Origin of the sequence: Azospirillum sp. ST 5-10, from assembly GCF_051225715.1 — a bacterium.
Lineage (GTDB): Bacteria > Pseudomonadota > Alphaproteobacteria > Azospirillales > Azospirillaceae > Azospirillum.
This window is the reverse complement of sequence record NZ_JBPJSP010000036.1, coordinates 1-27,000: the sequence shown is the minus strand read 5'-3', so window position 1 is coordinate 27,000 and position 27,000 is coordinate 1. Positions and strand designations below refer to the sequence as shown.

The following is a 27,000-nucleotide window of genomic DNA, read 5'->3' as shown; positions in this document are numbered from 1 at the left end:
TTCGGCCGATCCGGCCAAAAGCGTGACTCTTGCCCCAAACATTCGAATCTGGAGCGGGATTCACACTCCAGGCGATTCCACCGGGAGTGATCCCGCTCTATGGTCCGGCGGGCGCCGGACCGACGAAGACGCACGAACAGAGCATTGGGGACATGAGCGACAACGCCAACACCACCGCCCGCCTGTCGAAGGCCGAACGCCAGGCGCGCATCGTCAACGAACTCCACGCCGGCCCGACGTTGCGGGTGTCCGAGCTGGCGGCCACGCTCGGGGTGTCCACCGAGACGATCCGGCGCGACCTCGACGAGCTCGGCTCGCAGGGCCTGATCAGCCGGACCTACGGCGGCGCCGTGCGTCCCTTCGGGCCGGAACCCAGCATCCGCGAGCGCCACCAGATGCTGGTGCCGGAGCGCGAGGCCATCGCCGCCGCCGCGTCCCCGTTCATCAAGCACGGCGACGTCGTCATCATCGGCGGCGGCGCCACCACCACCCACGTCGCCCGCCGGCTGTCGGCGGAGAAGCGCGACCTCACGGTGTTCACCGACGCCTTCGCCGTCGCCACCGTGCTGGCCGCCAACCCGACGATCCGGGTGATGATCTGCCCCGGCCGCTACAACGGCCACGAGGGCTGGGTCAGCGGCCCCGACACCATCGACTATCTCGGCCGCATCTACGCCAACCACGCCATCCTGGGCGCCACCGGCCTGGCCGAGGACGGGCCGAACGAGGCCAGCATCGACGCCGCCGCGACCTACCGCGCCATGGCGATGCGGGCGACCGAGGTCACCGTCGTCGCCGACCACACCAAGTTCGAGCGCGCCGCCATCTCCGTCTTCGCACACTGGCCGCAGGTGACGCGCCTCGTCACCGACGAGACGCCGGACGGGCTCCTCGCCACCTCGCTCGGGCGGGCGGGCGTCGACGTGATCGTGGCGCGGCTCGGCTACCGCCGCGCGGACGCCCGGGATCAATAGCCGAGCGCCGTCAGCGCGTCGTCCGTGGCGGCCGCCACGGTGTCGGCGTCGGCGCGCGAGAAGCACAGCGGCGGGCGGACCTTGAGGATGTGCCCCAGGGGGCCGGCCGCGCCGATCAGCACCCGGCGGTCGCGCAGCGCGTTGATGAGGGCGGTGGCGATCTCCGGCGCCGGGACGCGGTCGCCGTCGGCGCCGACCAGCTCGACGCCGGTGAACAGGCCGGCGCCGCGCACGTCGCCGATCACCGGATGACGGGCCGCCACCGCGCGCAGCACCCGGCGCAGGTGGTCGCCGACGGTGCGGGCGTTCTCCATCAGCCCCTCGGCCTCGAGCACCTCCAGCACCGCCATCCCGGCGGCCGCCGCCGCGGGCGACCCGCCGAAGGTGTTGAAGTAGCCGACCCGCTCGCAGAAGGCGTCGAGGATCTCCGGCCGCGTCACCACGCCGCCCATGGGATAGCCGTTGCCCATGGGCTTGCCCATGGTGACGATGTCGGGAATGCCGCCATGGCGTTGGAAGCCCCACATCGCGTCGCCGGTGCGCCCGAACCCCGGCTGCACCTCGTCGGCGATGAACAGGCCGCCGGCGGCGTGGATGGCGGCCACCGCGCCGTCCAGGAAGCCGGGGGGATCGGCGTAGACGCCGTCGCTGGAGAAGATGCTGTCGACCAGCAGCGCCGCCGGCTTGACGCCCTGCGCCCGCAGGGAGGCGATGGCCGCCTCGACGGCCGCCGTGAAGGTCGGCCCGAGCGCCTCCGGCGGGACGCGGTAGCCGTCGGGCGCCGGCACGACGCGCACCGTGGCCGGCGGCGCCCCGACCTTGAAGGAGCTGGGCGACACGTCGGTCACCGCGGCGGTGTTGCCGTGATAGGCGGTCGCCGTCACGATCACCCCGGTCCCGCCGGTGAAGACCTGCGCCTGGCGCAGCGCCAGGTCGTTGCTCTCGCTGCCGGTGCAGGTGAAGGTCACGTTGGACAGCCCGTCCGGGAACGTCGACAGCAGGCGCTCGGCGTAGGCGTGGGTGGCGGCGTGGAGATAGCGGGTGTGGGTGTTGAGCTGGCGGAGCTGCGCCGCCACCGCCTCGACCACGCGCGGGTGGCAGTGCCCGACCGACGGCACGTTGTTGTAGACGTCGAGATAGGCGGTGCCGGCGGCGTCGTAGAGCCGGCACCCCTCGCCGCGGACGAACTCGATCGGATGTTGGTAGAACAACACCGACGCCGCTCCGAAGAGCCGTTCCCGCTGCCGCACCAGCTGCGCCGTGCGGTCGTCCAGGCCGTCGGCGCCGCTCCTGTCGAAGGCGTTCAACGCGAGAATCTGCTTCATCGTCCGGGCATCCTGCGCGGTGAGGAGCCTGGCTGCGGAAACGCCTCCACACCCCAGGCGGCATGTGTAGGATGCAACATTTCACGTTGCTTCTGCAACATATTGATGTTGGACGATGCCACACAAAGGCGTCGCGTCCCACGGCGTCGGAACGCCCCGTTCGATCGAATGCGCGAGCCCGGGGATTTTCCGTCTGCCGCGCCGGGAGAGGAAGAAACGTCGACACACTGCCGACATGCGTGAGCACGACAGCCCGGCCCGGACGAGGGCAATCCTGCCCGTGGGTCAATCCGATTTCGGAGATCCAAGCGCGGCGGGCCGGCCAACACGACTTGGCCGCAGAGTCGTCATCGTCGGCGTCCGCCGACCATACGGAGGCGTCCGCCGGGAGTGGTTCTCGGCCGTCACGCCGCCGCAGCCGGCCCGAGGAGCGCCGCCCGCCGCGCACGCAGGGCGGCCGCGATGTGTTCGGGATGCTCCGACGCCCGCTCGATTTCCCAAGCGAACGGCTCCCCGTCGGGGCCGTAATGGATCACCAGATCCTCACCGGCATCCTCGCCGCCGATCTCGGCGGCATCGTGCCCTGGCGCCGCAGCCGGCCAAGGGCGGAGTTGGATCAGCAGAGTGTCGGTCGTGGCATCGTAACGGATGGCCGGCTCGGTCATGGCTTGAACCTCCGATCCAGAAAGACCGTGTGCACCGTCTCCCCATCGTCAAGTGTGACGACGCGAAGCCACCGCTTCAAGCGAGGCACCCAGCCCCATCGCCGTATCCGCCCGTTCGGCTGCGTCTCGACACGCGTCGGAGCGGCAAGCACCGCCAAAACGTCAGCATCGGCGATCTGCGCCCGGTCCTCCAGCGCACGATTCTGTTCGAAGTGAACCGTGCGCCAGAACGGAGGGGGAGGAAGGCGCGGTGGCCGGGTCACCACCGCGCCTCCGTCCCGTCATCCCCGCAGGCTGCCGCAGAAGCGCTGGATGCGGCGGCAGGCCTCCTCCAGCTCCTCGGTCGAGGTGGCGTAGGAGATGCGGAAGTGCGGGGCCAGGCCGAAGGCCGAGCCCTGGACCACCGCCACCCCCTCGGCCTCCAGGAGCGCCGTCACGAAGTCTTCGTCGGTCTCGATGACCTTGCCGTCCGGCGTCGTCTTGCCGATCGTGCCGGCGCAGGACGGGTAGACGTAGAACGCCCCTTCCGGCTTCGGGCAGGCGATGCCGTTGGCCTGGTTCAGCATCGACACCACCAGGTCGCGGCGCTGGCGGAAGATCTCGCAGCGCTCGGCGATGAAGTCCTGCGGGCCGTTCAGCGCCTCGACCGCCGCCGCCTGGCTGACGGAGGCGGGGTTGGAGGTCGACTGGCTCTGGATCACGCCGATCGCCTTGATCAGCTCCTTCGGGCCGCCGGCGTAGCCGATGCGCCAGCCGGTCATGGCGTAGGCCTTGGAGACGCCGTTCACCGTCAGGGTGCGGTCGTAGAGCTTGGGCTCCACCTGGGCCGGGGTGCAGAAGGCGAGGCCGTCGTAGAGCAGGTGCTCGTACATGTCGTCGCTCATCACCCAGACGTGGGGATGGCGCACCAGCACGTCGGTCAGCGCCTTCATCTCCTCGCGGGTGTAGGCGGCGCCCGACGGGTTGGACGGCGAGTTCAGGATCAGCCACTTGGTCTTCGGCGTGATCGCCGCCTCCAGGTCGGCGGGGCGCAGCTTGAAGCCCTGCTCGGCCGGGCAGGCGACGGGCACCGGCGTGCCCTCGGCCAGCTCCACCATGTCGGGATAGGAGACCCAGTAGGGCGCCGGGATGATCACCTCGTCGCCGGGATTCAGGGTCGCCATCAGCGCGTTGTACAGCACCTGCTTGCCGCCGGTGCCGACGGTGATCTGGTCCGGCGCGTAGGTCAGGCCGTTCTCGCGCGCGAACTTGGCGCAAATCGCCTTCTTCAGGGCGGGGGTGCCGTCGACGTTGGTGTACTTGGTGTCGCCGGCCTGGATCGCCTTGACCGCCGCCTCCTTGATGGAGTCCGGCGTATCGAAGTCCGGCTCGCCGGCACCGAGGCCGATGACGTCGCGGCCGGCGGCCTTGAGCTCGCGGGCTTTCTGGGTGACGGCCAAGGTCGGCGACGGCTTGATGCGCGACAGGCGGGAGGCGAGAATCGACATGGCGCTTGTGCCCCTGGTGGGTCCCCAACGACGGTGGACGGAAAAAAGCGTGCGACCTTACTGCCGCATCGGTGGGCATGCAAGGCGCGCCGGGGCGTATTTCACGGAATGGAGCGCCGTCGTGGCCGCCGTGCCATGGCCCCCTACTCCGCCGCGCCGGCCGCTTCCAGCGCGCCGTCCTCCTGCAGCACGCGCGGCAGGCGCAAGGTGAAGGCGACGCCGCGGCCGATGCCGCTGGACACCGTCACCTTGCCGTGCAGCGTGCCGGTGACGATGTTGTGGACGATGTTGAGGCCGAGGCCGGAACTGCCGGCGCCGCGGCGGGTGGTGAAGAACGGATCGAAGATCTTCGACAGATGGTCCGGGGCGATGCCGCGCCCGTCGTCGGAATAGACGATCTCCACCGCCGACGGGTCGGGCGCCGACACGGCCAGGCGGAGGTGGCCGGCCACCCCCTCGTCGTAGCCGTGGACGATGGAGTTCATCACCAGGTTCGTCACCACCTGCGACAGCAGCCCGGGATAGCCCACCATCTCCACCGACCGGTCGCAGTCGATCTCGATGCGGTGCGGCGTCTTGCGCAGGGTCGGCGACAGGCTGGCGACGATGTCTTCCAGATAGCGCCGCAGCTCGAACGGACGCAGCAGCTCCGCGGTGCGGTCGGTGGCGACCAGCTTGAAGCTCTGGATGAGCGAGGAGGCGCGCTCCATGTTGTGCAGCAGGAGCCGCGCCGCCTCGTCGGCCAGGTCGAAATAGGCGAGCAGCTCGGCCCGTTTCAGCGCGCCCGCGCGCAGCAGCTCCGCCACCGCGTGGGTGCGGTCGGCGAGGTGGGAGGCGGCGGTCACCGCCACGCCGACCGGCGTGTTGATCTCGTGCGCCACCCCGGCGACCAGCGCGCCGAGCGAGGCCAGCTTCTCCGAACGCACCAGCTCCGCCTGGGCCCGGTTCAGGCTCTCCAGCGTCTCCTGGAGGTCGCGGTTGGCCCGCTTCAGCGCCCGCGTCCGCTCCTCCACCTGCTGCTCGAGGATGAGGCGGGCCTGGCGGTGCAGGGTGATGTCGCGCCCGGTGCCGCGGTAGCCGGCGAAGGCGCCGTAGGCGTCGAAGACCGGCAGCCCGGCGAGCCGGGCGAAGCGCTCCTGGCCGTCGCCGTCGCGCCAGGCGACGTCGAACTCGTGCACCGGCTGGCGGCGGCGCAGCAGATCCATGAAGCGCGGCCAGCCGCCCTCCTCGGCGGCGTCCACCCCGAGCTCGTCGGCACGGCGGCCGAGCGGCGACGACACCGGCTGCACGAGATCGAAGAAGCGGTCGGACACCGCGGCGTAGCGCAGCTCGGCATCGAGCTCCCAGTACCAGTCCGACGAGGCGGCGGCGAAGTCGCGGAAGCGCGCCTCGCTGCGGCGCAGCTCCGCCTCCATGCGGTCGCGCTGGCGGGCGCGCTGGTCGAGGTCGGCCGCCATGGCGTTGACGCCGCTCTCCAGGAGGCCCAGCTCGTCGGCGCCGACGCCGAGCGCCGGCACGTCCTTCTCGCCGGCGCCGATGCGGCGCACGAACCCGGCCAGCGCGCCGATGCGGCGCAGCACCGTCGCCTTGAAGGCGAGGAAGATGATGGCCGAGGTCAGCACCACGCAGAGCAGCGAGGCGACCGCGACGTGCAGGATCACCGCCGCCTTCTGGCCGGTGAGCGCGGTGGTGTTGACGCGGATGTAGGCGAACAGGGTCGGCACGTCGGCGCCGCGCACGAAGAGCGGCGTCACCGACACCAGCGAGGTGTGCCCGCTGTCGGTCACCTCCACCAGGGTCGGCCGGCGCCGCTCGGCGGAGAACCAGGCGGGGTCGATGCCGCCGATCTGCCGCACGTCGCGGCCGAGATGGGCGGCGTCGAGGGCGTGGAAGACGTTCCAGTTGGCGCCCACCACCATGCCCTGCTCCAACTCCTGGCCGATCAGGTTGGTCATGATGGCGCGGTCGGCCACCGCGTCGTAGGCCAGCACGCCGCTTTCCATCAGGCTGCCGGGCACGGTGATGCGGTCGCGGGTGCGGCGGTCGGCCTCGTCCGACAGGCGCTCCACCGCGTAGGCGCCGATGAAGGCCAGCACGACCACCTCGACCGCGACCACGGTGGCGCCGATGCGGAAGGCCACGCTGCGCAGCAGGCGGCGCCAGGGTCCGGGCGGCGGCGCGGCGGTCACGGCGCCACCATGAAGTACTGCGGCGGGTTGGTCGGTCCCGGCGTCGGATAGATCCAGCTTTCGGTCATCGCCGCCGGCACGTTGGCGAAGGAGGCGCGGACGATGCCGTCGTTGCCGGGCACCAGGGCGATGCCGAGGGTGTAGAACTCGTCGGCGGCGATCTCCAGCACCTCGCGCATCAGCCGGTCCTGGCGGTCGGGGTCGGTGGTCTCGGCGATGCGGCGGTAGAGGTCGACCTGGCGCTTGACGGCCGCCGGCGGCTCGACGGCGCCCGGCCGGCCCGGGTCGTTGTGCCACACCGCCCAGCCCGGCGCGGCCTGCGAGTCGGGAAAGCAGGGAACATAGGCGTAGGCGTCGAGGATGGCGTCCATGCCGCCGTCGGCGTAGCCGACCGCGGCGTCGAAGCGGTTCGCGGCGATGCGGTCGATGAGGTCGCGGCGCGACACCTCGCGCACCGTCACCTCGACGCCGACCGCGCGCCACTGCCGGGCCACCATCGCCATGGCCGCGGCGTGGTGGGCGCGGTCGCTGCGCACCAGGACGGTCAAGGACAGCCGCCGCCCGTCGGGCAGCAGCCGCACCCCGTCGCCGTCGCGGACCCCCAGCCCCTTGGCGTCGAGGATGCGTCCCGCTTCGACCGGGTCGTGGTCGAGATGCTGGCGCGCCAGGCGCTCGACGTAGAAGCGCGAATCCGGGCGCGGCGCCATCTGGTAGGGCTCGCCGCGGCCGCCGAACACGCGCTCGATGATGGCCCGGCGGTCGATGGCGCGCGACAGCGCGACCCGCACGTCGCGGTCGGCGAGGACGGCGCGCAGCACGGGATCGGGATGGGTCAGGTTGAGGATCAGCGGCACCTCGTTGCTCACCGACGGCTGGATGGGCAGCGGCCGGTGGTCCTTGGCGAACAGGTCGGCCAGCAACGGCTGCATGCCCGGCGACACGACGTGGCGGGCCTGCAGATCGATGCGGCCGCCGGCCAGCAGGCGGGCGAACGCCGTCTCGTCGGCGGCGGCGTAGACGTCGACCCGGTCCAGGTAGGGAAGCTGCTGGCCGGCCGGATCGACCTTCCAGTAGTAGGGGTTGCGTTCGGCCACGTAGACCGGCGGATCGCCCGGCTCGAGGCGGTCGAGCACCCAGGCGTAGAGGGTGGGAATCGGCTCGGCCCGCTGCACGCCGCCGGCCGGGTCCGGACGGCGGCGCAGCAGGGACGCCGGGTCGGAGCGGTTGAGGAAGGTGCCGGCCTTGAGGTGGAACAGCTCGGTCCAGTCGGCGACCCCGGCCGCCGCCACCTCGGCGGCGATCCCCTGCGGGTTGTAGCGGCGATGGTAGCGGGACAGGGCGTGGCGGGGATGCTCGGTCAGCGCCCGCCACTCCTGGCCCGACGCCAGGGCGGCGACGAACAGGCTGTTGGGCGTCGCGAAGTGGAAGCGCACCGTGTGCGGGTCCGCCACCTCCAGGCGCACGCCCTGGGGTCCGGTCGGCATCCAGCGCGGCGGCCGCGGCGTCAGCTCGGGGTCGAGCAGCACGTCCTCGACCCAGAACCGAATGTCCTCGGCGGTGAACGGCACGCCGTCGGACCAGCGCAGCCCCGGGCGAAGCTGGAAGGTGACGGTGCGGGCGTCGTCGCTCAGCCGGAACGACTGCGCCACGTTCGGCACGACGCGCCGCCACGCCGGGTCCCAGCGCACCAGCGGCTCGTAGCCGATGCTGCGGTAGAGCAGCAGCCCGTCGCCGTCGCCGACCATCGCCATGCGCCAGACGCCGCCGTAGCGGCCGACCCGCTCCTCCACCGGGATCAGCAGCGGGTTGCCGGGCAGCCGCTCGTCCACCGCCGGCAGCGTCCCGGCGGCCACCCGCTCGGCCAGGCCGGGCGCCTCGCGGTAGAAGGCGGCGGCGGCGCTGCCGCACAGCGCCACCACCACGGCGAGAACGGCCGTCGCGCGACCGGCGACGCCCGCCGCAGCGCGGGCGCGGCGGACGGATCGCGACGGGAACGGGGGCGCGCTCGACGGCATGGCAGTCCCGGTGCGGCGGCGTCAAACAACCTCTCCGGTAGAGGTACCATGAAGAGACAGGCCGCGAAAGACGCATGCCGCCGGCCGACGTTCGACGTCGAAGCATCGGACCTGCCGCCGACGGCGAGCGCCGACGAGGCGGACCGGACGGCCCGCCGACGCCCCCGGCCCGGGCTACGGCCGCGCCGGAACGGTGCCCGCCGGGACCGGTGGGCGTAGAACGGCGTCGCAGATCCGCTCGATGTGGCGGTGATCGGTGCCGCAGCAGCCGCCCAGCACGTTGATCCAGGCGAAGCGCGCGCGCAGCGCCGCGTAGTCCTCGCCCAGCTCCACCGGATCGCCGTCGTCCAGGTCCGGCGCCGCGTCGAGCTCGGCGTGGCTGCGCCGCGAGGCGTTGGCCCGCAGACCGCGCAGCCGCCGCACCCACTCCGCCTCCCCCAGCGCGTCGCGGAAATGGCTGGGGTGGGCGCAGTTGATCATGTAGTAGGCGGGTGCTCCGCCGGTCGCCGCGTCGACCTCGGCGACGGCGTCGCCCAGGGACTGCCCGGTCGGCAGCCGGCCGTCGGTCTCGACGGTGAAGGAGACCACCGCCGGCAGGCCGCGGGCGGTGGCCGCGCGGACGACGCCGATGGCCTCGGCGCTGCTGGTCATGGTGACCGCGGTCACCAGGTCGGCCGCGGTTCCGGCGAAGACGCCGGCCTGGAAGCCGTGGTAGTCCTCGGCCTCCGCCGCGGACATCGGCGCTCCAGGGTCGTAGCCGTCGCCGCGCGGACCGATGCAGCCGCTGATCGGCATCGGCGAGCGGTCGGTCTCCAGGGCCGCGCGCAGCTCGACGAGGAGGTCGACGGCACGGCGGTTCGCCTCGGCCAGGGCGGCGGCGTCGTAGCCGAGCCGCGCCCCCCAGTCCGGGCTCGCCCGCCAGGTGGCGCTCTCCAGGACGAACCCGGTGTGGTGGCGCCGGGCGATGGCGGCGTGCCGCTCGTAATAGCGGCGCAGGGCCGCCCGCCCCTCCGCGTCCTTGAGGAGATGGAACGCCGCGAAGAAGGGCAGGTCGAGCCTGTCGTGGAAGATCAGCGTCGTTTCGATGCCGCCGTCGGTGAGAAACACGCCGCCGTCGAGCTGCGGCAGGCGCTGGCGATGTCCGGCCATGGGGCCGTCCTCCCTTGTTGGTCGAGGTGCGGACCGGGTGCTCCGGTCCGTCACCCTTCAAGGCGTGGGACGTCGCCTCACGATGTGAGGCGGCGACGGCGCGCTGGTGTCCGGACCCGTTGCTCTGCTATAGACGGATCGTCTTCATGCACAACGATGCGCGCGACGGATCGAGGCGCAGTCATGGAAAACCGCGGCCACGTGGTGGCCGTGCTGCCGGTCCCGATGGCGGGCGGGGACGAGGGCGAGCGGCTCGTCGCCTTCGGCCTGCTCGAAGACATCTGCGCGGAGCTGACCCGCTTCCCGACCCTGCAGGTCATTTCCTGGATGTCCGGTCTGGCGGTGGCGGACCGCCCGGAACGGCGGATCGGCGAGGAGCTGGGAACGACGCACGTCCTGCGCGGCCGCGTGGAACGCGCCGGCGAGCGGCTGCGGGTGACGGCGAACCTGGTGGAGTGCGCCCGCGGCACCCAGCTGTGGAGCGAGCAGATCGACGGCGCGGCCACCGACCTGTTCGGCCTGCGCGACGAGTTGGTGGCGCGGATCGCCGCCACCCTGGCGGCACGGCTGGACGACACCGCGCTCAAGGAGGCGCGCCGCAAGCCGACGGACAGCCTGGCCGCCTACGAGCTGACCCTGCGCGGCCTGCTGCTGCTGCGCCAGGGCACGGTGGAGGCGGACGTCCAGGCCCGCGCGCTGTTCGAGCGCGCGCTGGCGCTCGACCCCCACTACGCCCGCGCCCAGGCCGGGCTGTCGCTGTCGTGGTTCAACGAATGGAGCTGTCAGCACTGGGAGCGCTTCGCCGAGAACGGCCGGCGCGCCTACGAGCACGCCCACGCCGCCCTCGCGCTCGACGACGCCGATCCCATGGTGCACGTCGTCATCGGCCGCGTGCACCTCTACCGCCGCGCCTTCGAGCGGGCCTCCTGGTACTTCGACCGGGCGCTGGCCCTGTGCCCGCACGACGCCGAGACGCTGATCCAGCTCGCGATCGCCGAGACCTACCTCGGCCGGCCGGAGGTCGGCGCCGCCCGCGCCGCCAAGGCGATGCGGCTCAACCCCTACCATCCCGACCACTACTACGCCTACGCCGCCTTCCCCCATCTCATGCGGCGGGACTTCGCGACGGGGCTGGAGCTGATCGGCAAGGCGCCCGACGTCGGCTTCGTCGATCTCCCGGCCTACGTCGCCATCGCCCTCCTCCACCTCGGCCGCGCCGCCGAGGCGGCCGAGCGCTTCGCCGCTTACGAGGCGGCGTTCCGCACCCGCATCCTCGGCGGCCGCGAGCCGGCGCCGGGCGAAGCCTTCCGCTGGCTGCTCGACATCAACCCGTTCCGGCGCGGCGAGGACGTCGCGTTCCTGGCCGAGAGCTTCCGCAGGCTGGGCGGGGCGACGACCGGCGCCGCCGGGGCGGCGGCCGGCCGGCCCGGGCGGCGCGAGCCTGCCGGCGGCGGCAGCGGCGCCCTGCTGCGCCACGGCGAAGGCTGGGTCGTCGATTACGGCGGCCGGCAGGCGCTGCTCGGCGATCTCAAGGGGCTGCACGACCTGTGCCGCCTGCTCACCGCGCCCGGCGAGCCGGTGCACTGCCTCGACCTCGTCGACGGCGTCGGCGATTCCTTCGCCGGCGACGCGGTGCTCGACGAAACCGCCCGGCAGTCCCTCAAGGCGCGCATCCGCGACCTGCAGGAGGATCTGGCCGAGGCGGAGGACCACAACGACGGCGGCCGCGCCGAACGCTGCCGCGAGGAGCTGGACCGGCTGGTCGACGGCCTGTCGAAGGCGCTGGGGCTCGGCGGGCGGCAGCGCCGCCTCGGCAGCCTCGCCGAGCGCGCACGCACCACCGTGACCTGGCGCCTCCGCCACGCCGTGCGCAAGATCACCGCGGTGCACGATCCGCTCGGCCGCCACCTCGCCAACAGCCTGCGCACCGGGACCTTCTGCGCCTATCGGCCGGAACGTCCGGTGGCGTGGCGCGTCGATTGAGGTGGCGCGCGGATCGACGGAGGGCGCCCGCCGCGGACGCCTGCTGCACGGCGTCGCAGGCCGGCGCCCCGGCTTGACGGCGGGTCCGGCCGGGGTGTGTAAGTGAGCATCTTCTAATTTACAGTGAGAGGATCGATGCTCATCCGCATCCCGCCCACCGCCCTGCTGGCGCTGGCCGGCCTGATCGCCGCCGCCGGTGCCGCCGTCGGGACGGCCCGGGCCGACGAGGCCCCGATCGTCGCGACGCGCAAGGACGGCTTCGAGGCCAACAAGAAGTCCATGGGGGCGATCAAGGCCATCCTGGAGACGGGGCAGCCGATGGCCGCCGTCGGCGACCACGCGCGCGCGATGGGCGCCTTCGCGGCGACGATCCCATCGTTGTTCCCGGCCGGATCGGACCAGGGCGACACCGAGGCCCGGCCGGAGATCTGGAGCCGCTTCGACGACTTCACGGCCAAGGCCAAGGACTTCGAGACCGCCGCCAAGGCCCTGGAGGAGGCCGCGGCCGGCGGCGATGCGGCGGCCGTCGGCAAGCGATTCGCCGCCGTCGGCGCGTCCTGCAAGGCCTGCCACGACCAGTACAAGGAGGATTGACGCGCCCCCGCCCCGCGCCGGCCGCGGGGCGGGAGGCTTCCGCTCAGGCGGCGTTCACCACCGCCGCCACCACGGCCGCGGCCGCGGCCAGCGCCAGCAACGCCGCCGCCGTCGGGGCCCGCCGCGGCGCCGCCGGCGGGCCGCCGGCCGGCACCGTCTTGCGGCCCGTCAGCATCGGCCGCACCAGATTCTCGCCCTTGACCAGCAGGTGCAACAGCACCGCCGCCACGTGCAGGGCGACGAGGACGACCAGCACGTCGATGGCGGTCCGATGGAGGGTGCTGAGGGTGCCGACCAGCGACGACGGCGCCAGCCCGACCAGCGGACCGTCGTGGAGGATCTCGTCGGTGGTGAACAGGCCGCTGACCGCCTGCAGCAGCAGGAAGGCGAGCAGCGCCATCACCATCGCCCCGCCGAGGGGGTTGTGACCGAGCACCGGCGGACCGCCGCGGCGGCGCAGGGTCCGGACATAGGCCAGCATCGCCGCCGGCCCCTTGAGGAAGTCGGCGAAACGTGCGGTCTGGCTGCCGACGAAGCCCCAGATCACCCGGAACAGCAGCAAGGTGAGCACGAGATAGCCGACGACGAAGTGCAGCTCCATGGCGCCGCGCTTGCCGGAGATGAAGGCCACCGCCACCAGCCCCGCCAGCAGCCAATGGAAGACGCGGGTCGGCAGGTCCCACACCAGGATCTGGCGCGGACCGCCGGTGTCCGGCCGGTCCATATATCAGCTCCCCCTCATGTTCCGTCGCGCCGAGAATGCCCCGGAACCCTGCGGCCGCCCATGCGACAAATCGGCCGCGCCCGGCCGCCGCCAGCGGGGAAAGAAAGCTTGGGTGCAGCGCATCAACGGACTTGAAGAGGGACCGTCCGGGCGGATATCACCTGTCGATTTCCGCCCCAAGAAGAACAGGACGCGCCATGCCCGACAAACAGTTGCTCCACCTCGTCTTCGGCGGCGAGCTGGTCCGCCCGGACAGCCAGGAGTTCGTCGATCCGTCGAAGCTGCACATCGTCGGCATCTTCCCCAACTACGATTCCGCCTACAAGGCTTGGCGCGCCGCCACCGGCGCCACCATCGACGACGCCCACCAGCGCTACTTCATCGTCCACCTCCACCGGCTGCTCGACCCGGCGGCCACCGGCAAGGCGGACGACCACGGGCACTGAACGGCAGCGGCGGTGAACGCGCCGGCGCCCGCGTCGTTGTAGGAACAGACGGCGACAGCGCAGGCGACAGGATGACGGTCTTCTTCACCGCCGACACCCATTTCGGTCACGCCGGGGCGATCAGCCGCTTCCGCCGGCCCTTCGCCGGCGTGGCCGAGATGGACGAGGCCATGGTGGCGAACTGGAACGCCACCGTCGCGGCCGGCGACGAGGTCTGGCACCTCGGCGACTTCGCCCTGCGCCGCACGCCCGAGGCGATGGCGGCTCTGCTGGACCGGCTGCACGGCACCAAGCACCTGATCACCGGCAACAACGACGGTCCGGCCACCCGCGCCCTGCCCGGCTGGGCGAGCGTCGAGGCCTACGCCGAGCTGGTGCTGGACGGCACCCGGCTGGTGCTCTGCCACTACGCCTTCCGCACCTGGAACGGCATGTACAAGGGCGCGCTGAACCTGCACGGCCACAGCCACGGCCAGCTCAAGGGGATGACGCGGCAGGTCGACGTCGGCGTCGACGTCTGGTCCTTCCGCCCGGTCACGCTGGCCGAGCTGACCGCCCCGCGGCGCCGCCGGGCAGCCGGCCCGTGACGCCCCGCGGCGCACGACTCGCCGCGGCGGCACGGTGCCGGCGGATGCGGGACTACAGCCCTTCGCTGGGCGCCACCGGCATGCAGCGCTGGCCGGCGCGCTGCAGCTGGTCGCAGATGGCGCGCGCGTCCTTCTCGCCGAAGCCGATGAGGCGGGCGCGGTAGACCGTGCCGCGGCGCGTCGGCACCTCGGTGATGCTCTTCTCCGCCCCGGCGAACAGGCGCGGCAGCTTCTTGGAGGCGCTGGCCAGCGCCTTCTGGCTGGACGCGCGGTTGGAGAAGGCGCCGACCTGGACGCCCCACTGGTCCGCGCCGGCCACCGGCTTCACCGCCGCCCGGGCGGGGCGGACGGACACCGGCTTGGCGTCCGGCGCCGGCGGGGCGGCGAGGGCCACCAGGGTGGCCGGCTTCTTGTCGGGCACCGGGGCGCCGACCGCCGCCTGGACCTTGACGGCCTTGGCCTCGGAACGGGCGGCCGCGCCGGGCGGCAGCGGCTTGGCGTCGGGCAGCGGCACCTCGTCCGGCGCGACGCTGGCGATCAGCGCCGGCATGTCCCTGGTCGGCGCCGTCTTGCCGAACGAGCGGTCGAGCAGCTCGGCGACGCGGTTGTCGCGCCACGCCGTGGTGCGGCCGCCGAGCACCACCGCGATCAGCCGCCGGCCGCCGCGCACCGCCGACGCCGCGAGGTTGAAGCCGGAGGCCCGGATGTAGCCGGTCTTGATGCCGTCCATGCCGTCGTAGCGCGACATCAGGCGGTTGTGGTTGCGCAGGCGCTTGCCGCCGTAGACGAAGTCGCGGCGGCTGAAATAGGGATAGTACTTGGGATGGTCGGCGATCAGGGCGCGCGACAGGATGGCCATGTCGCGCGCCGTCGTCACCTGCTCGTCGTCGGGCAGGCCCGAGGCGTTGCGGAACACCGTCGTCCGCATGCCGAGCTGGCGGGCCTTGCGCGTCATCAGCTGGGCGAACTGCCACTCGCTGCCGCCCATCGCTTCCGCCAGCACCACCGCGGCGTCGTTGGCCGACTTCGTCACCAGCGCCAGGATCGCCTGCTCGGCGCGCAGGGTCTGGCCGGCGCGCACGCCCAGCTTGGTCGGCGGCATGCTCTGGGCGTGCGCCGACACCGGCAACGCCTGGTCGAGCTTGAGACGCCCGTCGTCCAACGCCTCGAAGGCCAGGTAGAGGGTCATCATCTTGGTGAGCGACGCCGGATAGGTCTGCGCGTCGGCGTCGTCCTGATGCAGGACGTCGCCCGTGCGGGCGTCGACGACGATCGCCGCGTACTTCGCGGCGAGAACGGGCGACCCCGCCATCGCCGCCAGGAAAACGAACAGTCCGGCCAGAGCGCGCCACGGCGCGCGTGCCGCAGGCCGCCCGAACGATGAGTCGACGTACAATCCGCCTACCGTGTGAGCGAGGCGCTGCGTCACGGTCATGGTGCCCCCGGAAAAGTGTGATTGCGGCCTGCAATCGCGATGGTAAATACGAGACAAATCAGTGTCTAGCGGGAATTCGTTAATTTCCTGCTTCCAGACGTCGCGGCGAGCTGTGACGAAAAGGGGCCGCGGCTCGACGAATCGGCTTAGACCGCCTGCGCCCATCCGTACAGGCGGCCTCCCCTTCCAGCGATCGCGGAGCAGCGCTATATCAGGTCAATGGCTCGTTCACGACGCGGCCCCCTGCGGGGTGGCATCCTCCTGGCGGCCGTCCTGGCGACGGCGGGCTGCGCCTCCCCGGGCGCGGTGGAGGGCACCGCGGCCGGCCCGTCGACCTGGCTGAGCTACCTCTCGGGCGAGGACCTGCGCGCCGCCTGCCGCCAGGACGACAGCGACCGCTTCCGCCTCATCGTCAACGCCGACTACAACCAGCACGTCCGCGCCTACGACGTCGTCGCCGACGCCGAGAACGGCGGCGCGATGCTGGAGGCCCGGGTCGTCCTCGCCGCCGACATCGCCCGCATCGACCTGGTGGCGCCGCTCGACACCGGGCAGGGCGAGGTCGCCCGCACGCGCCTGACGCCCCGCCAGTTCGCCGCCTTCGTCCTCGGCCTCTACGAGAGCGGCGCCTTCGATCCGGTGCCGCAGGACGCGCTGCTGCGCTCGCGTGGCATCCACTGGATGGTCCAGGGCTGCCACGCCGGCACCTGGTTCTTCAACGTCCATCCCTACCCGGCCGACCGCTTCGCCGACGTCCGCTTCGGCCCCGGCGGACCGGCCGCCGTTCCGCCGCTGCCGCCTACGGCGTCTCCTCGTTGAGCGCGATCACCCGGAGACGGTCGGGCACCAGGGCCTCGACCCAGGGGCCGTCGGGCATGCGGCGGGCCAGCTCGGTGATGTTGCGGTTCCACCACAGACGCTGCTCGACGAGGTCGTCGTAGTCGAAATTGGCCTGCCGCCACTGATGGTCGGCGGCGCTGTAGGAGACCATGTCGATGGGAAACCCGACGTCGGCGGAGGAGAAGCGCGTCGAGTCGAAGGACAGGTAGGCGATCTTCAGCGCCGTCTGCATCTCCGTGTCGTAGCGCAGGGAGCGGTCGAGGATCGGCTTGCCGTAGGCGGTGGCGCCGATCGACAGGTAGGGTGTGCGCTCGTCCACCTCGATCCAGTTGCCCTCGGGATAGACCAGGAACATGGTGGGTTCCGGGTCCTCGGCGAGCTGGCCGCCGATCAGGGCGTGCAGGTTGAAGTGCAGGTTGGAGGCCTCCAGCGCCTCCTTGTCCTCCTCCGCCACCTGGCGCAGGCAGTGGGTGAAGGCGCCGACCGCGTCGAGCATGGTGGAATAACCCTCGCCGCGCCGGCCGTGCATGTCGCGGCGCAGATAGGCCAGCGCCTTGTCCCGCACGCTGCGCAGGCCCGAGTTCATGATGAAGAAGCGGTTGGGGCCGCCGCCCATCATCGTCACCTTGCGCGCCGAGGAGAGCTGAGTGCCGCTGGTGATCCGTCCGTCGGACAGGGCGATCAGGCCGTCGCGGATCTTGATGCCGAGGCAGTAGGTCATGAACGAGCGATCCCGGTTGAGACGCCGCGGGTCCGCCCCGCGGCTTGCGCCGCCGCCCGCGCGTGGACGCCACGCCACCGGCTCCCGGCCGTGACAAGATAGGCACCGGAGGCGGTAAATCATCCGTTAAGGGAACCACCGCCGCGGGGGCCCGCGACATATTGTGCGTCGCACAATTTTGTCGTTGACAGGATGGCCGGCTTCCTCATATTTCGCTCATGCTGCAACGCAGCACCGATGCCGCGGCCGGCCGGTTCGTCCGCCGAGCCGGGATCCCGGTCCCGGCGTCCATGGCGAAGCCACCCGCGCCGCCGCGCCACGCCGCGGCCGATGCGGTCGATCAAGGAAGGAAATCGCAGACATGACCACCACCGTGAAGGCGAAGCCCGCCGTGAGGACCATCGAGGACGTCGCCGCCGAGGCGAAGGTCAACTTCGAAGGCATCGTCAAGGCCCAGCAGGAGCAGGCCCAGCAGCACTTCGCGCAGACCATTGCCGCCACCAAGGAGCAGGTGGAGAAGGCCTCGGCCCAGCTGCTGAAGGGCTACGAGGACATGACCGCCTTCGGCAAGGAGAACGTCGACGCGATGATCCAGTCCGGCACCGCCGTCGCCAAGGGCGCGGAGGAGCTGAGCAAGGAGATGGCCGCCTTCGCGCAGGCGTCGTTCGACAAGCAGGTCGCCACCGGCAAGGCCTTCCTGGCGGCGCGCAGCATCCGCGAGGTGGTCGATCTGCAGAACGCCTTCGTCAAGGCGTCGGTCGACGCCCTGGTGGCGGAATCGGCCAAGCTGCAGGAGATGTCGACCAAGGTCACCAGCGACGCCTTCGCGCCGCTGAGCGCCCGCCTCGACGCCGCGGTGACCCGCTTCTCCAAGCCGCTGTCCGCCTGACCGGCGGCGCTCCGGCGCCACGTACGGGAGCCCGGGGGGCAGGCGCCGCCCGGGCTCTTTTCGTGCCCGGTGCCGGCCGCGGAACTTATTGTGCGGCGCACAAAAAGCCGTTGACAGCCGCCTCTCCCCGGCGGTATGGTCGGCTATGCTGCACCGCAACAAAACGGTGCGGCGGACGCCCCGGACCATCGCCTCGCGCCAGGTTGCCATTCATAAGGGGTCGGCGCGGGTGCACCCAGGAATGCGAGAGGAACCGACATGAACGACAAGATCGCCGCCACCGTGAAGAGCATGGAAGACGCCGTCGCCACCGCCAAGCAGAACCTCGAGGGCCTGGCCAAGACCCAGCGCGAGCAGATGGAGAAGGCGTCGGCCCAGATGCTGAAGGGCTACGAGGACCTGGCCGCGCTGACCAAGGAGAACGTCGACGCGCTGGTCCTGTCGGGCACCATCGTCGCCAAGGGCGCCGAGGAGGCCGGCAAGCAGATGGCCGCCTTCACCCAGTCCTCCATGGAGAAGAGCGTCGCCGTCGGCAAGGCCGCCTTCACCGTCAAGACCCTGCGCGAGCTGATCGAGCTGCAGAACGCCTTCGTCAAGCAGTCGGTCGACGCCATGGTCAGCGAGACCGCCAAGATGCAGGAGCTGTCGGCGAAGATCGCCAACGAGGCGCTCGCCCCCATCAGCGCCCGCGTCGACGCCACCGTGAAGACCTTCGCCAAGCCGCTGGCCGCCTGACCCGTTCCGGCACGCCGCGAGGGGGGATCCTCCACCGGGAGGGTCCCCGACCGGAAGGGCCCGGCGGCTTCGGCCGCCGGGCCCTTTCGCGTTCCGGCCCCGCCGGCGGCGCCGGCCCGCCTCACCCGTCCGGAACTGGTGCGCTTCCGGACGGAGCCGTTGTGCTTAGCGCGTCGGCGCTGCGCCTATTCGGGGGTAGCCGCACCCGAACGAAACGTCGGGGACATCTCCCAAATGGGTAGAAAGATGACGGCGCCCCTTCCCACGGCGCCAAGACTCCTCATATCATTCCAGGGGAGACACATCGCGATGATCGACTGTTAACCCATGGCCGATTCGGACAGACAAGGGGACGAGGGCACGGGCACCGGCATTGCCGTCAAGGCCAAGCCGAAGACCAAGAAGCCCTCGATGTACAAGGTCTTGATGCTGAACGACGACTACACACCTATGGAGTTCGTCGTCCACGTCCTGGAACGCTTCTTCAGCAAGTCGCGGGAGGAGGCAACGCGGATCATGCTGCACGTACACCGCAGGGGCGTGGGCGTGTGCGGCGTGTTCACGTACGAAGTTGCGGAGACGAAGGTGACCCAGGTGATGGACTTCGCGCGCCAGCACCAGCACCCGCTTCAATGCACGCTAGAAAAGGACTAAGCAGACACATGCTGTCGCGCAACCTGGAACAGACGCTGCATCGGGCCCTCGCGTATGCCAACGAGCGCCGGCACGAATACGCGACGCTCGAACACCTGCTGCTCGCCTTGACCGAGGATCAGGACGCGACGGCGGTGCTGCGTGCGTGCGGGGTCGATCTGGACCGCCTGCGTGCGGAACTCTCGGATTACCTCGACAACGAACTGGCGAACCTGATCACGAACAGGCCGGACGACGCCAAGCCGACGGCCGGCTTCCAGCGGGTCCTGCAGCGGGCCGCGATCCACGTCCAATCGTCGGGTCGTGAGGAGGTGACGGGAGCAAACGTGCTCGTTGCCTTGTTCTCAGAGCGCGAGAGTCACGCGGTCTACTTCCTGCAGGAGCAGGAGATGACCCGGTTCGACGCGGTGAACTACATCTCTCACGGGATCGCGAAGGCCCCCGGCCGCTCCGAGTCCAAGCGGGTGGCGGGTGCCGACGACGACGCGGCGGCGGAGAAGGTCGTGAAAAAAGGCAGCGAGGCCCTTGAGGCCTATTGCGTGAATCTGAACAAGAAGGCGGCGAGCGGCAAGATCGACCCGCTCATCGGCCGGGAGCAGGAGGTCGAGCGGACCATCCAGATCCTGTGCCGGCGGTCGAAGAACAACCCGCTCTACGTCGGCGACCCCGGGGTCGGCAAGACGGCCATCGCCGAGGGTCTGGCGCGCCGCATCGTCCACGGCGAGGTGCCGGAGGTGCTGAAGACGGCGACGATCTTCGCCCTCGACATGGGCTCGCTGCTGGCCGGCACGCGCTACCGCGGCGATTTCGAGGAGCGCCTGAAGGCGGTCATCGGCGAGCTGGAGGCGCACGACGGCGCCATCCTGTTCATCGACGAGATCCACACGGTGATCGGCGCCGGCGCCACCTCGGGCGGGGCCATGGACGCGTCGAACCTGCTGAAGCCGGCGCTCGCCTCGGGTGCCCTGCGCTGCATCGGCTCGACGACGTACAAGGAGTACCGCAACTACTTCGAGAAGGACCGCGCCCTGGTCCGCCGCTTCCAGAAGATCGACGTCAACGAGCCGACGATCGAGGACGCCATCAAGATCCTCCAGGGGATCAAGGGCTACTACGAGAAGCACCACCGCGTCGCCTACTCGAACGACGCGATCCGCACCGCGGTGGAGCTGTCGGCCAAGTACATCGGCGACCGCAAGCTGCCGGACAAGGCGATCGACATCATCGACGAGGTGGGTGCGGCGCAGATGCTGCTGCCCGAGAACAAGCGCAAGAAGAAGATCTCCGTCAAGGACGTGGAGGCGGTGGTCGCCAAGATCGCCCGCATCCCGCCGAAGTCGGTCAGCCGCGACGACAAGGAGATCCTCCTCAACCTGGAGCGCGACCTCAAGACCATGGTGTTCGGCCAGGACAAGGCCATCGATGCCCTGGTGTCGGCGATCAAGCTGGCCCGCGCCGGTCTGCGCGAGCCGGAGAAGCCGATCGGCAACTACCTGTTCACCGGCCCGACCGGCGTCGGCAAGACCGAGGTGGCCCGCCAGCTCGCCCACACGCTGGGCATCGAGCTGACCCGCTTCGACATGTCGGAGTACATGGAGCGCCACACCGTGTCGCGGCTGATCGGCGCCCCGCCGGGCTACGTCGGCTTCGACCAGGGCGGCCTGCTCACCGACGCCATCGACCAGCATCCGCACTGCGTGCTGCTGCTGGACGAGATCGAGAAGGCGCATCCGGATCTGTTCAACATCCTTCTGCAGATCATGGACCACGGCAAGCTGACCGACCACAACGGCAAGACGGTCGACTTCCGCAACGTCATCCTGATCATGACGTCGAACGCCGGTGCCGCCGACCTCGCCAAGCCGGCCATGGGCTTCGAGCGCCAGAGCCGCGTCGGCGAGGACATGGAGGCGGTGGAGAAGCTGTTCACGCCGGAGTTCCGCAACCGTCTCGACGCGATCATCCCGTTCGCGGCGCTGAGCCAGGAGGTGATCGCCCGCGTCGTCGACAAGTTCGTCATGCAGCTGGAGGCCCAGCTGGAGGACCGCGGCGTGACGATCGAGCTGACCGACGAGGCCCGCGAGTGGCTCGGCAAGAAGGGCTACGACCCGCTCTACGGCGCCCGGCCGCTGGGCCGCGTCATCCAGGAGCACATCAAGAAGCCGCTGGCCGAGGAGCTGCTGTTCGGCAAGCTCGCCAAGGGCGGCACGGTGCGGGTGCGGATCGAGGACGGCAATCCGGTCTTCGAGTACGTCGAGGGCAGCCGCAAGCGCCGTTCCGACAGCGACGAGGACGAGATGGTGCACGAGATGGTGGACTGATCCACCGCCCGTGTGACGCGACGGACGGGGGCCTTCGGGCCCCCGTCTTCGTTTTTCCGGGTATGATGGGGCATGAATCCCTGCCGTGGAGCCCGCCCCATGCCCCTCGCCTTCCTCGCCGGCGTGCGCGTCGTCGACCTCGGGCAGTACCTGCCCGGCCCCTACGCCGCCCAGATGCTGGCCGACCTCGGCGCCGACGTCGTCAAGGTGGAGCCGCCGGCCGGCGACCCGCTGCGCCGCCTCGGGCCGGTCGACGGCGACGGCACCACCTTCGCCTACAAGCTGCTGAACGCCGGCAAGACGGTGGTCCGCCTCGACCTGAAGAGCGCCGACGGCCGCGCCGCCTTCGAGGCGCTGGTCGCCCGCGCCGACGCCCTGGTCGAGAGCTTCCGGCCCGGCGCCCTGGCCCGGCTGGGGCTGGGGCCCGAGCGGCTGCGCGCGCTCAACCCCGGCCTCGTCCACGCCAGCCTGTCGGGCTGGGGGTACGACGGGCCCTACGCCGGGCGCGCCGGGCACGACCTCAACTACATGGCGGTCGGCGGCGGCCTCGCCGAGTCGGGGACGGCGGAGCGGCCCGGCATCAGCCACCCGCCGGTCGCCGACTTCGCCAGCGCCCAGCACACCGCGCTGTCGGTGGTGGCCGCGCTGTTCGGGCGGGCGCGCGACGGGCGCGGCGTCTTCCTCGACCTGTCGATCATGGAGACGGTGCTGTCCTGGCAGGGGCTGAACCTGACCGCCGCGGCCCGCGGCACGCTGCCGCGGCGGGGCGAGGGGCTGCTGTCCGGCGGCGCCGCCTGCTACGGCGTCTACCGCACCGCCGACGGCCGGTTCGCCACCCTGTCCGCCCTCGAGGCGAAGTTCTGGGAGGCCTTCTGCCGGGCCGTCGGGCGTCCCGACTGGATCGCCCGGCAGGACGAGCCGCTGCCCCAGAGGGCGCTGACCGCCGAGCTCGCCGCCCTGTTCGCCGCCCGCCCGCTGGCCGACTGGCAGGCGCTGCTCGACCCGGTCGACTGCTGCTTCGAGGCGGTGCCGGACACCGCCGCCCTGCCCGACCACCCGCACGTCGCCGCCCGCGGCCAGGTGCGCCGCGGCGGCGGGCCGGAGCCGTTGGTCGAGACGCGGCTCGGCATCCGCGCCGACGGCGGCCCGCCGCCCGACCGCACGCCGCTGGCGGAAGCGGACGCCGACACGGTGCTGGCGCGATGGCGGTGACCAGAGCGGATCGCGTAAATCGGAATCGATGTGAAGCGTGAATCCGCCCGTCAGACAAAGACGTAGAGTTCCGTGCGTTTCTCGTTAGACGCACGGAACTCTAATCCACGGCGCCGGCCATCCGCTTGAGGGCGCCGCGCCGCAGGCCGGTGGTGACGGCGCGGCCGAGATCGCAGCCGGCATCGTCGCAGTCCCGCATGTCCGCGGCGGCCAGGTTCGCCCGGTCGAACCGCGCGTCGGTCAGCCGCGCCGCGGTGAACCGGGCACCGCGCAGGTCGGCCTGGCACAGCACGGCGCCGCTGAGATTGGCCGGCCAGGACCGCCCGGACGGGGTGCCGTCCGGGTTGCGCAGCTCCATCGGCCCGAAATCCGCCGAAGCGGCGAAGGCTCCGGTCAGGTCGGCCCCGGAGAGGTTGGCACCGGACAGCACCGCCTGATCGAGCTTGGCGCCGGTCAGCCGCGTGCCGGACAGGTCGGCGAGCGCGAGATAGGCGTTGACCAGCGATGCCTTGGCGAGGTCGGCGCCGCGGAACAGCGCGCCGGACAGGTCGCAGGCCGACAGGTCCAGCCCGCCGAGGTCCATGCCGGAGAAGTCGGCGCGCGTGCCGCGCCGGCCGACGGAATTGATCCACTGGATGTGCCCGTCCAGCATGGAGCGCACGGTCTCCGGCAGGTTTCCCGGGTTCTTCAGATAGATGGCGCCGTCGAGGTTGGCCCCGGTGACGTCGGCGGCGCCGAGGTCGACGTTGCGCAGCACGGCCTCGCGCAGGTCGGCGTTGCGCAGGCAGCAGCGCGACAGGTCGGCGCCGCTCAGCACCGCCTGCTTCAGCTTGGCGCCGCTGAAGTTGGCGTCGGTGAGATCGGCGCCGGCGAGGTTGGCGGAAAACAGGTTGGCGTTGGTGAAGTCGCCACGCGTCAGCGACGCCAGCGACAGGTCCGCTCCGGACAGATCGGCATCCTTGAAGCGCACGTCGTCCAGCGCGGCGTCCCTCAGCGTGGTGCTCCGCTCCTCCTCCACCTCGCGTCCCTCGCGGAACGACAGGATGCGGCCTGGGCGCAGGTCGGCGCCTTCGAAGTCCGTGGCGCGCAGGTTGGCCTTGAGGAAGGTGGTGCCGCGCAGGTCGGCGCGCAGGAAGGAGGAGCCGGTCAGGGTCGCGCCGCTGAAGTTCGCCCCGAAGAGGTCGCACATGGCGAAGTTGACCTCCTCCAGCTCGGCGTCGGAGAAGTCGCACTGGGTCAGCACCGCCATCTTGAGGTTGAACCCCTTGAGGCGCAGTCCCGAGAGGTCCGCCCTCTTGGCCTGCAGGCGCAGGCCGCCGGGCTGCATCTTCAGGTACTGAAGGTGGCTGCGCACCTTCTTCAGGAAACTCTGCGTCCGCTCCGTCATGCCCTGTCCCGCGCCGGCCCTGGGAGTCGATGCTGACACCGCTCCCCGTCGCGACTCAAGACCGATCGCCAGCGAACGGTCGTCATCCCTCCTGCCGGTAGGGCGAATCCCCGCACAGCAGGGCGATCTCGCCGCTCATCGCCGCGCGCTCGCGCTCGAGATGGGCGGCCAGCACCCGGCGGAATCCCGGGTCGCGCACCCAATGGGCCGAATAGGTCGGCACCGGCAGGTAGCCGCGCTGGATCTTGTGCTCGCCCTGGGCGCCGGCCTCGACGCGGGCCAGCCCGCGCGCGATGGCGACGTCGATGGCGCGGTAATAGCAGGCCTCGAAGTGCAGGAATCGGTAGCGCCCGTCGGAGCCCCAGTTGCGGCCGTACAGCGTGTCGGACCCCGCCAGGTTCAGGGCCCCCGCCACCCATTCGCCGCCGTCCTCGCACAGGATCAGCACGACGGAGTCGGCCATGGTCTCGCCCAGCCGGTGGAAGAAGGCGCGCGTCAGGTAGCCGCCGCCCCACTTGCGCTCGGTGGTGTCCATGTAGAAGCGGTAAAAGGCGTCCCAGTGCTCCGGCCGCAGATCGTCGCCGGTCAGCACGTGCAGGCGCACGCCGCTCTCGGCGACGGTGCGCCGCTCCTTCTTGATGGCCTTGCGCTTGCGGGCGTTCAGCGCGGCGAGGAAGTCGTCGAAGCTGGTGTAGCCCCGGTTCTCCCAATGGTACTGGACGCCCAGCCGCTGCAGCCAGCCGGCCTCGCCCAGGCGCTCCCACTCCGCGCGCGTGGAAAAGGTGACGTGGGCCGACGACAGGCCGTTGCCTTCCGCCACCTGCCGCACCGCCTGGATCAGCGCCGCCGTCACCTCCGGCCCGGCGTCGGGGCGGCGCAGCAGGCGCGGGCCCGGCACCGGGGTGAAGGGCACCGCCACCTGGAGCTTGGGATAGTAATCGCCCCCCGCCCGCTCGTAGGCGTTCGCCCAGGCGTGGTCGAACACGTATTCGCCGTACGAATGGGACTTGGCGTACATGGGCGCCGCCCCGACGATGCGGCCTGCGGCGTCCAGGGCGGCGAGATGGACCGGCTGCCAGCCCGTCTTCGTCGTGGCCGACCCCGACTCCTCGAGCGCGGAGAGGAAGGCATGGCGCAGGAAGGGGTTGTCCGGTCCGGCGCAGGCGTCCCACTGGCCGGGATCGGCCGCCGCGATGCCGTCGAGAATCCTGACGGTGATGGTCTCCCGGCCTTCGGCCATGCGCGTCCCTTCGTCCCCGTTTGCGCCCACCCGCAGGGACTTAGGCGGACCCGTCCGGGGCGGCAAGAGCGCGGCCGGTCATGCCAGCTCGAACACCGCGTCGACCTCGACCGCCACGCCGAGCGGCAGCGACCCCGCGCCGACGGCGATGCGGGCGTGCCGGCCGGCGTCGCCCAGCACCTCGGTCATCAGCTCCGAAGCGCCGTTGATCACCACGGGATGCTCGGTGAAGTCGGCGTCGCAGTTGACGTAGCCGCCCAGCTTGAGGCAACGGACCACGCGGTCGAGGTCGCCGCCGCAGGCCGCGCGCGCCTGCGCCAGGATGTTGAGCCCGCACAGGCGCGCCGCCTGCTTGCCCTCGTCGACCGAGAGGTCGCGGCCGACCTTGCCGATGAAGCGCCGTTCGCCGTTCCACACGGTGATCTGGCCCGACACGTAGAGCGTCGTTCCCGACAGCGTGTAGGGCACGTAGGCCGCCACCGCCGGCGCCGCCTGCGGCAGCTCGATCCCGAGTTCGCGCAGCCGCGCCTCGATGCGTCCCGCCATGTCTCGTCCTCCTGTCCGTGCGGCGGTCCGCCGCGGCCGCCGTTCCTTCCGCCGACGATAGCCGCCCGGGGCCGTACGGCAAAGGGCCGCCGTGCAGGGCGCGCCCGGTCGCGCCGGGCGGGTCCACGGAAATTTTCGCCCGCGCCGCCCGGCAAGACCGGCCCGACCCGGCAAAGTTTTCCACAGCCACCCGGAATCTTTTGGCCACCGCTCCAGGGCGGCGTCCGCCTCATCCGGCTAAGGCATTGATCCATAAGGGACCACACCGTTTCCACAGCGGCCGGCGCGGATTGGCACGGCGATTGAGTATCCCGGAGCGACGCTCAAACACGTTGCCTCGCTCGGCCCCGCTCACCCGGCCGCGAGGCCGGCCTCAGAAGGAGACGGAGCCATGGCCATCAACGACGTTGCCCTCACGGCATCGATGCGTGCCAACCTGCTGCAGCTGCAGAGCACGGAAACGAAGATCGCGCAGAAGCAGAACATCCTCGCGACCGGCAACAAGATCAACTCGGCCCTCGACGGCCCGACCGCCTTCTTCGCGGCGAAGGGCCTGACCCAGCGTGCGGGCGACCTGACCGCGCTGAAGGACTCGATGGGCCAGGCGATCAGCACCATCAAGGCGGCCGACAAGGGCCTGACGGCGATCGAGAGCCTCATCGAGCAGGCCCGCGGCCTGACCACCGCCGCCTACTCGGCCCTCGGCAACGACGCCGGCTCGATCGCCACCCGCAAGGCGCTGGCGGCGCAGTTCAACTCCCTGAAGGGCCAGATCGACAAGCTGGCCGAGGACAGCGGCTACCAGGGCAAGAACCTGCTGGCCGGCAACGGCATGCGCCTCGACACCACGAGCACCTCGCGCGCCGCGGTCAACACCATCCA

The 27,000-nt window shown here is 71.2% G+C and carries 24 protein-coding genes; 12 read left to right on the top strand and 12 right to left on the bottom strand.

Features of this window, described 5'->3' with window-relative positions; translation table 11 throughout:
- Window positions 1-152: 152 nt before the first annotated feature.
- Window positions 153-974 (top strand): DeoR/GlpR family DNA-binding transcription regulator, encoded by an 822-nt coding sequence (locus ACSBPG_RS27535; protein WP_435540445.1) that lies wholly within the window; start codon window positions 153-155, stop codon window positions 972-974.
- On the opposite strand, the gene ACSBPG_RS27530 is transcribed toward ACSBPG_RS27535, so the two are convergent.
- The 6 genes from ACSBPG_RS27530 to ACSBPG_RS27505 form a co-directional block, all read right to left on the bottom strand.
- Window positions 968-2,299 carry an aspartate aminotransferase family protein gene (locus ACSBPG_RS27530; protein ID WP_435540444.1) on the bottom strand — a complete coding sequence of 444 codons (1,332 nt, stop codon included), beginning with the start codon at window positions 2,297-2,299 and terminating at the stop codon, window positions 968-970. The two genes, ACSBPG_RS27535 and ACSBPG_RS27530, sit on opposite strands and share 7 nt — an antisense overlap.
- Before the next feature lie 404 nt (window positions 2,300-2,703).
- Complete coding sequence (locus ACSBPG_RS27525) at window positions 2,704-2,964, bottom strand: DUF2283 domain-containing protein (RefSeq protein WP_435540443.1); 261 nt, start codon at window positions 2,962-2,964, stop codon at window positions 2,704-2,706.
- A gap of 281 nt (window positions 2,965-3,245) precedes the next feature.
- Window positions 3,246-4,451, bottom strand: coding sequence for a pyridoxal phosphate-dependent aminotransferase (locus ACSBPG_RS27520; RefSeq protein ID WP_435540442.1), 1,206 nt, complete (start codon window positions 4,449-4,451; stop codon window positions 3,246-3,248).
- Window positions 4,452-4,594: 143 nt separating this feature from the next.
- Window positions 4,595-6,640 (bottom strand): ATP-binding protein, encoded by a 2,046-nt coding sequence (locus ACSBPG_RS27515; protein WP_435540441.1) that lies wholly within the window; start codon window positions 6,638-6,640, stop codon window positions 4,595-4,597.
- Window positions 6,637-8,655: an ABC transporter substrate-binding protein gene (locus ACSBPG_RS27510; RefSeq protein WP_435540440.1), complete on the bottom strand. Its 2,019-nt coding sequence runs from the start codon at window positions 8,653-8,655 to the stop codon at window positions 6,637-6,639. The genes ACSBPG_RS27515 and ACSBPG_RS27510 overlap by 4 nt, the downstream gene beginning before the upstream one ends.
- A gap of 174 nt (window positions 8,656-8,829) precedes the next feature.
- On the bottom strand, window positions 8,830-9,804 hold the full coding sequence (locus ACSBPG_RS27505) for a homocysteine S-methyltransferase family protein (protein ID WP_435540439.1): 975 nt from the start codon (window positions 9,802-9,804) through the stop codon (window positions 8,830-8,832).
- Between the two features lie 183 nt (window positions 9,805-9,987).
- On the opposite strand from ACSBPG_RS27505, the gene ACSBPG_RS27500 reads away from it, so the two are divergent.
- Both ACSBPG_RS27500 and ACSBPG_RS27495 read left to right on the top strand, forming a co-directional pair.
- Complete coding sequence (locus ACSBPG_RS27500) at window positions 9,988-11,787, top strand: hypothetical protein (protein WP_435540438.1); 1,800 nt, start codon at window positions 9,988-9,990, stop codon at window positions 11,785-11,787.
- A gap of 135 nt (window positions 11,788-11,922) precedes the next feature.
- The gene (locus ACSBPG_RS27495; protein ID WP_435540437.1) at window positions 11,923-12,381 is read left to right on the top strand and encodes a c-type cytochrome; all 459 of its coding nucleotides are present in this window, start codon (window positions 11,923-11,925) and stop codon (window positions 12,379-12,381) included.
- Between the two features lie 43 nt (window positions 12,382-12,424).
- Here the strand turns inward: ACSBPG_RS27495 and ACSBPG_RS27490 are convergent, their stop codons facing one another.
- Complete coding sequence (locus ACSBPG_RS27490; protein ID WP_435540436.1) at window positions 12,425-13,105, bottom strand: cytochrome b/b6 domain-containing protein; 681 nt, start codon at window positions 13,103-13,105, stop codon at window positions 12,425-12,427.
- A 197-nt stretch (window positions 13,106-13,302) separates the two neighbouring features.
- Here ACSBPG_RS27490 and ACSBPG_RS27485 point away from each other — a divergent pair, with 197 nt between their 5' ends.
- Window positions 13,303-13,551 (top strand): DUF4170 domain-containing protein, encoded by a 249-nt coding sequence (locus ACSBPG_RS27485; protein WP_435540435.1) that lies wholly within the window; start codon window positions 13,303-13,305, stop codon window positions 13,549-13,551.
- A 71-nt stretch (window positions 13,552-13,622) separates the two neighbouring features.
- A complete protein-coding gene (locus ACSBPG_RS27480) occupies window positions 13,623-14,138 on the top strand; it encodes a metallophosphoesterase family protein (protein WP_435540434.1) in 516 nt (171 codons plus the stop codon).
- A gap of 52 nt (window positions 14,139-14,190) precedes the next feature.
- Here ACSBPG_RS27480 and ACSBPG_RS27475 read toward each other — a convergent pair whose 3' ends face one another.
- On the bottom strand, window positions 14,191-15,450 hold the full coding sequence (locus tag ACSBPG_RS27475) for a serine hydrolase (RefSeq protein ID WP_435540433.1): 1,260 nt from the start codon (window positions 15,448-15,450) through the stop codon (window positions 14,191-14,193).
- Between the two features lie 342 nt (window positions 15,451-15,792).
- Between ACSBPG_RS27475 and ACSBPG_RS27470 the strand changes: the two genes are divergently transcribed.
- Window positions 15,793-16,392, top strand: coding sequence for a hypothetical protein (locus ACSBPG_RS27470; protein WP_435540432.1), 600 nt, complete (start codon window positions 15,793-15,795; stop codon window positions 16,390-16,392).
- Here ACSBPG_RS27470 and ACSBPG_RS27465 read toward each other — a convergent pair.
- Window positions 16,373-17,134, bottom strand: coding sequence for a peptidase (locus ACSBPG_RS27465; protein ID WP_435540431.1), 762 nt, complete (start codon window positions 17,132-17,134; stop codon window positions 16,373-16,375). The genes ACSBPG_RS27470 and ACSBPG_RS27465 overlap by 20 nt on opposite strands.
- A gap of 361 nt (window positions 17,135-17,495) precedes the next feature.
- On the opposite strand from ACSBPG_RS27465, the gene ACSBPG_RS27460 reads away from it, so the two are divergent.
- From ACSBPG_RS27460 to ACSBPG_RS27440, 5 genes are all read left to right on the top strand, one after another.
- Window positions 17,496-18,023 (top strand): phasin family protein, encoded by a 528-nt coding sequence (locus tag ACSBPG_RS27460; protein WP_435540430.1) that lies wholly within the window; start codon window positions 17,496-17,498, stop codon window positions 18,021-18,023.
- Between the two features lie 258 nt (window positions 18,024-18,281).
- Window positions 18,282-18,758, top strand: a complete 477-nt coding sequence (locus ACSBPG_RS27455; RefSeq protein WP_435540429.1) for a phasin family protein — start codon at window positions 18,282-18,284, stop codon at window positions 18,756-18,758.
- Window positions 18,759-19,085: 327 nt separating this feature from the next.
- Window positions 19,086-19,412, top strand: a complete 327-nt coding sequence (clpS, locus tag ACSBPG_RS27450; protein WP_435540428.1) for an ATP-dependent Clp protease adapter ClpS — start codon at window positions 19,086-19,088, stop codon at window positions 19,410-19,412.
- A gap of 8 nt (window positions 19,413-19,420) precedes the next feature.
- Window positions 19,421-21,733, top strand: coding sequence for an ATP-dependent Clp protease ATP-binding subunit ClpA (gene clpA, locus ACSBPG_RS27445; RefSeq protein WP_435540427.1), 2,313 nt, complete (start codon window positions 19,421-19,423; stop codon window positions 21,731-21,733).
- Between the two features lie 99 nt (window positions 21,734-21,832).
- The gene (locus ACSBPG_RS27440) at window positions 21,833-22,945 is read left to right on the top strand and encodes a CaiB/BaiF CoA transferase family protein (RefSeq protein WP_435540426.1); all 1,113 of its coding nucleotides are present in this window, start codon (window positions 21,833-21,835) and stop codon (window positions 22,943-22,945) included.
- A 100-nt stretch (window positions 22,946-23,045) separates the two neighbouring features.
- Here the strand turns inward: ACSBPG_RS27440 and ACSBPG_RS27435 are convergent, their stop codons facing one another.
- The 3 genes from ACSBPG_RS27435 to ACSBPG_RS27425 all read right to left on the bottom strand — a co-directional run bounded on the left by ACSBPG_RS27435 (window position 23,046) and on the right by ACSBPG_RS27425 (window position 26,118).
- A complete protein-coding gene (locus ACSBPG_RS27435; protein WP_435540425.1) occupies window positions 23,046-24,332 on the bottom strand; it encodes a pentapeptide repeat-containing protein in 1,287 nt (428 codons plus the stop codon).
- Window positions 24,333-24,414: 82 nt separating this feature from the next.
- Window positions 24,415-25,572: a GNAT family N-acetyltransferase gene (locus ACSBPG_RS27430; protein ID WP_435540424.1), complete on the bottom strand. Its 1,158-nt coding sequence runs from the start codon at window positions 25,570-25,572 to the stop codon at window positions 24,415-24,417.
- Window positions 25,573-25,650: 78 nt separating this feature from the next.
- Window positions 25,651-26,118 (bottom strand): RidA family protein, encoded by a 468-nt coding sequence (locus tag ACSBPG_RS27425; protein WP_435540423.1) that lies wholly within the window; start codon window positions 26,116-26,118, stop codon window positions 25,651-25,653.
- A gap of 391 nt (window positions 26,119-26,509) precedes the next feature.
- On the opposite strand from ACSBPG_RS27425, the gene ACSBPG_RS27420 reads away from it, so the two are divergent.
- Window positions 26,510-27,000, top strand: a 491-nt coding sequence (locus tag ACSBPG_RS27420; RefSeq protein WP_435540422.1) for a flagellin, incomplete at its 3' end; no start/stop codon positions are given.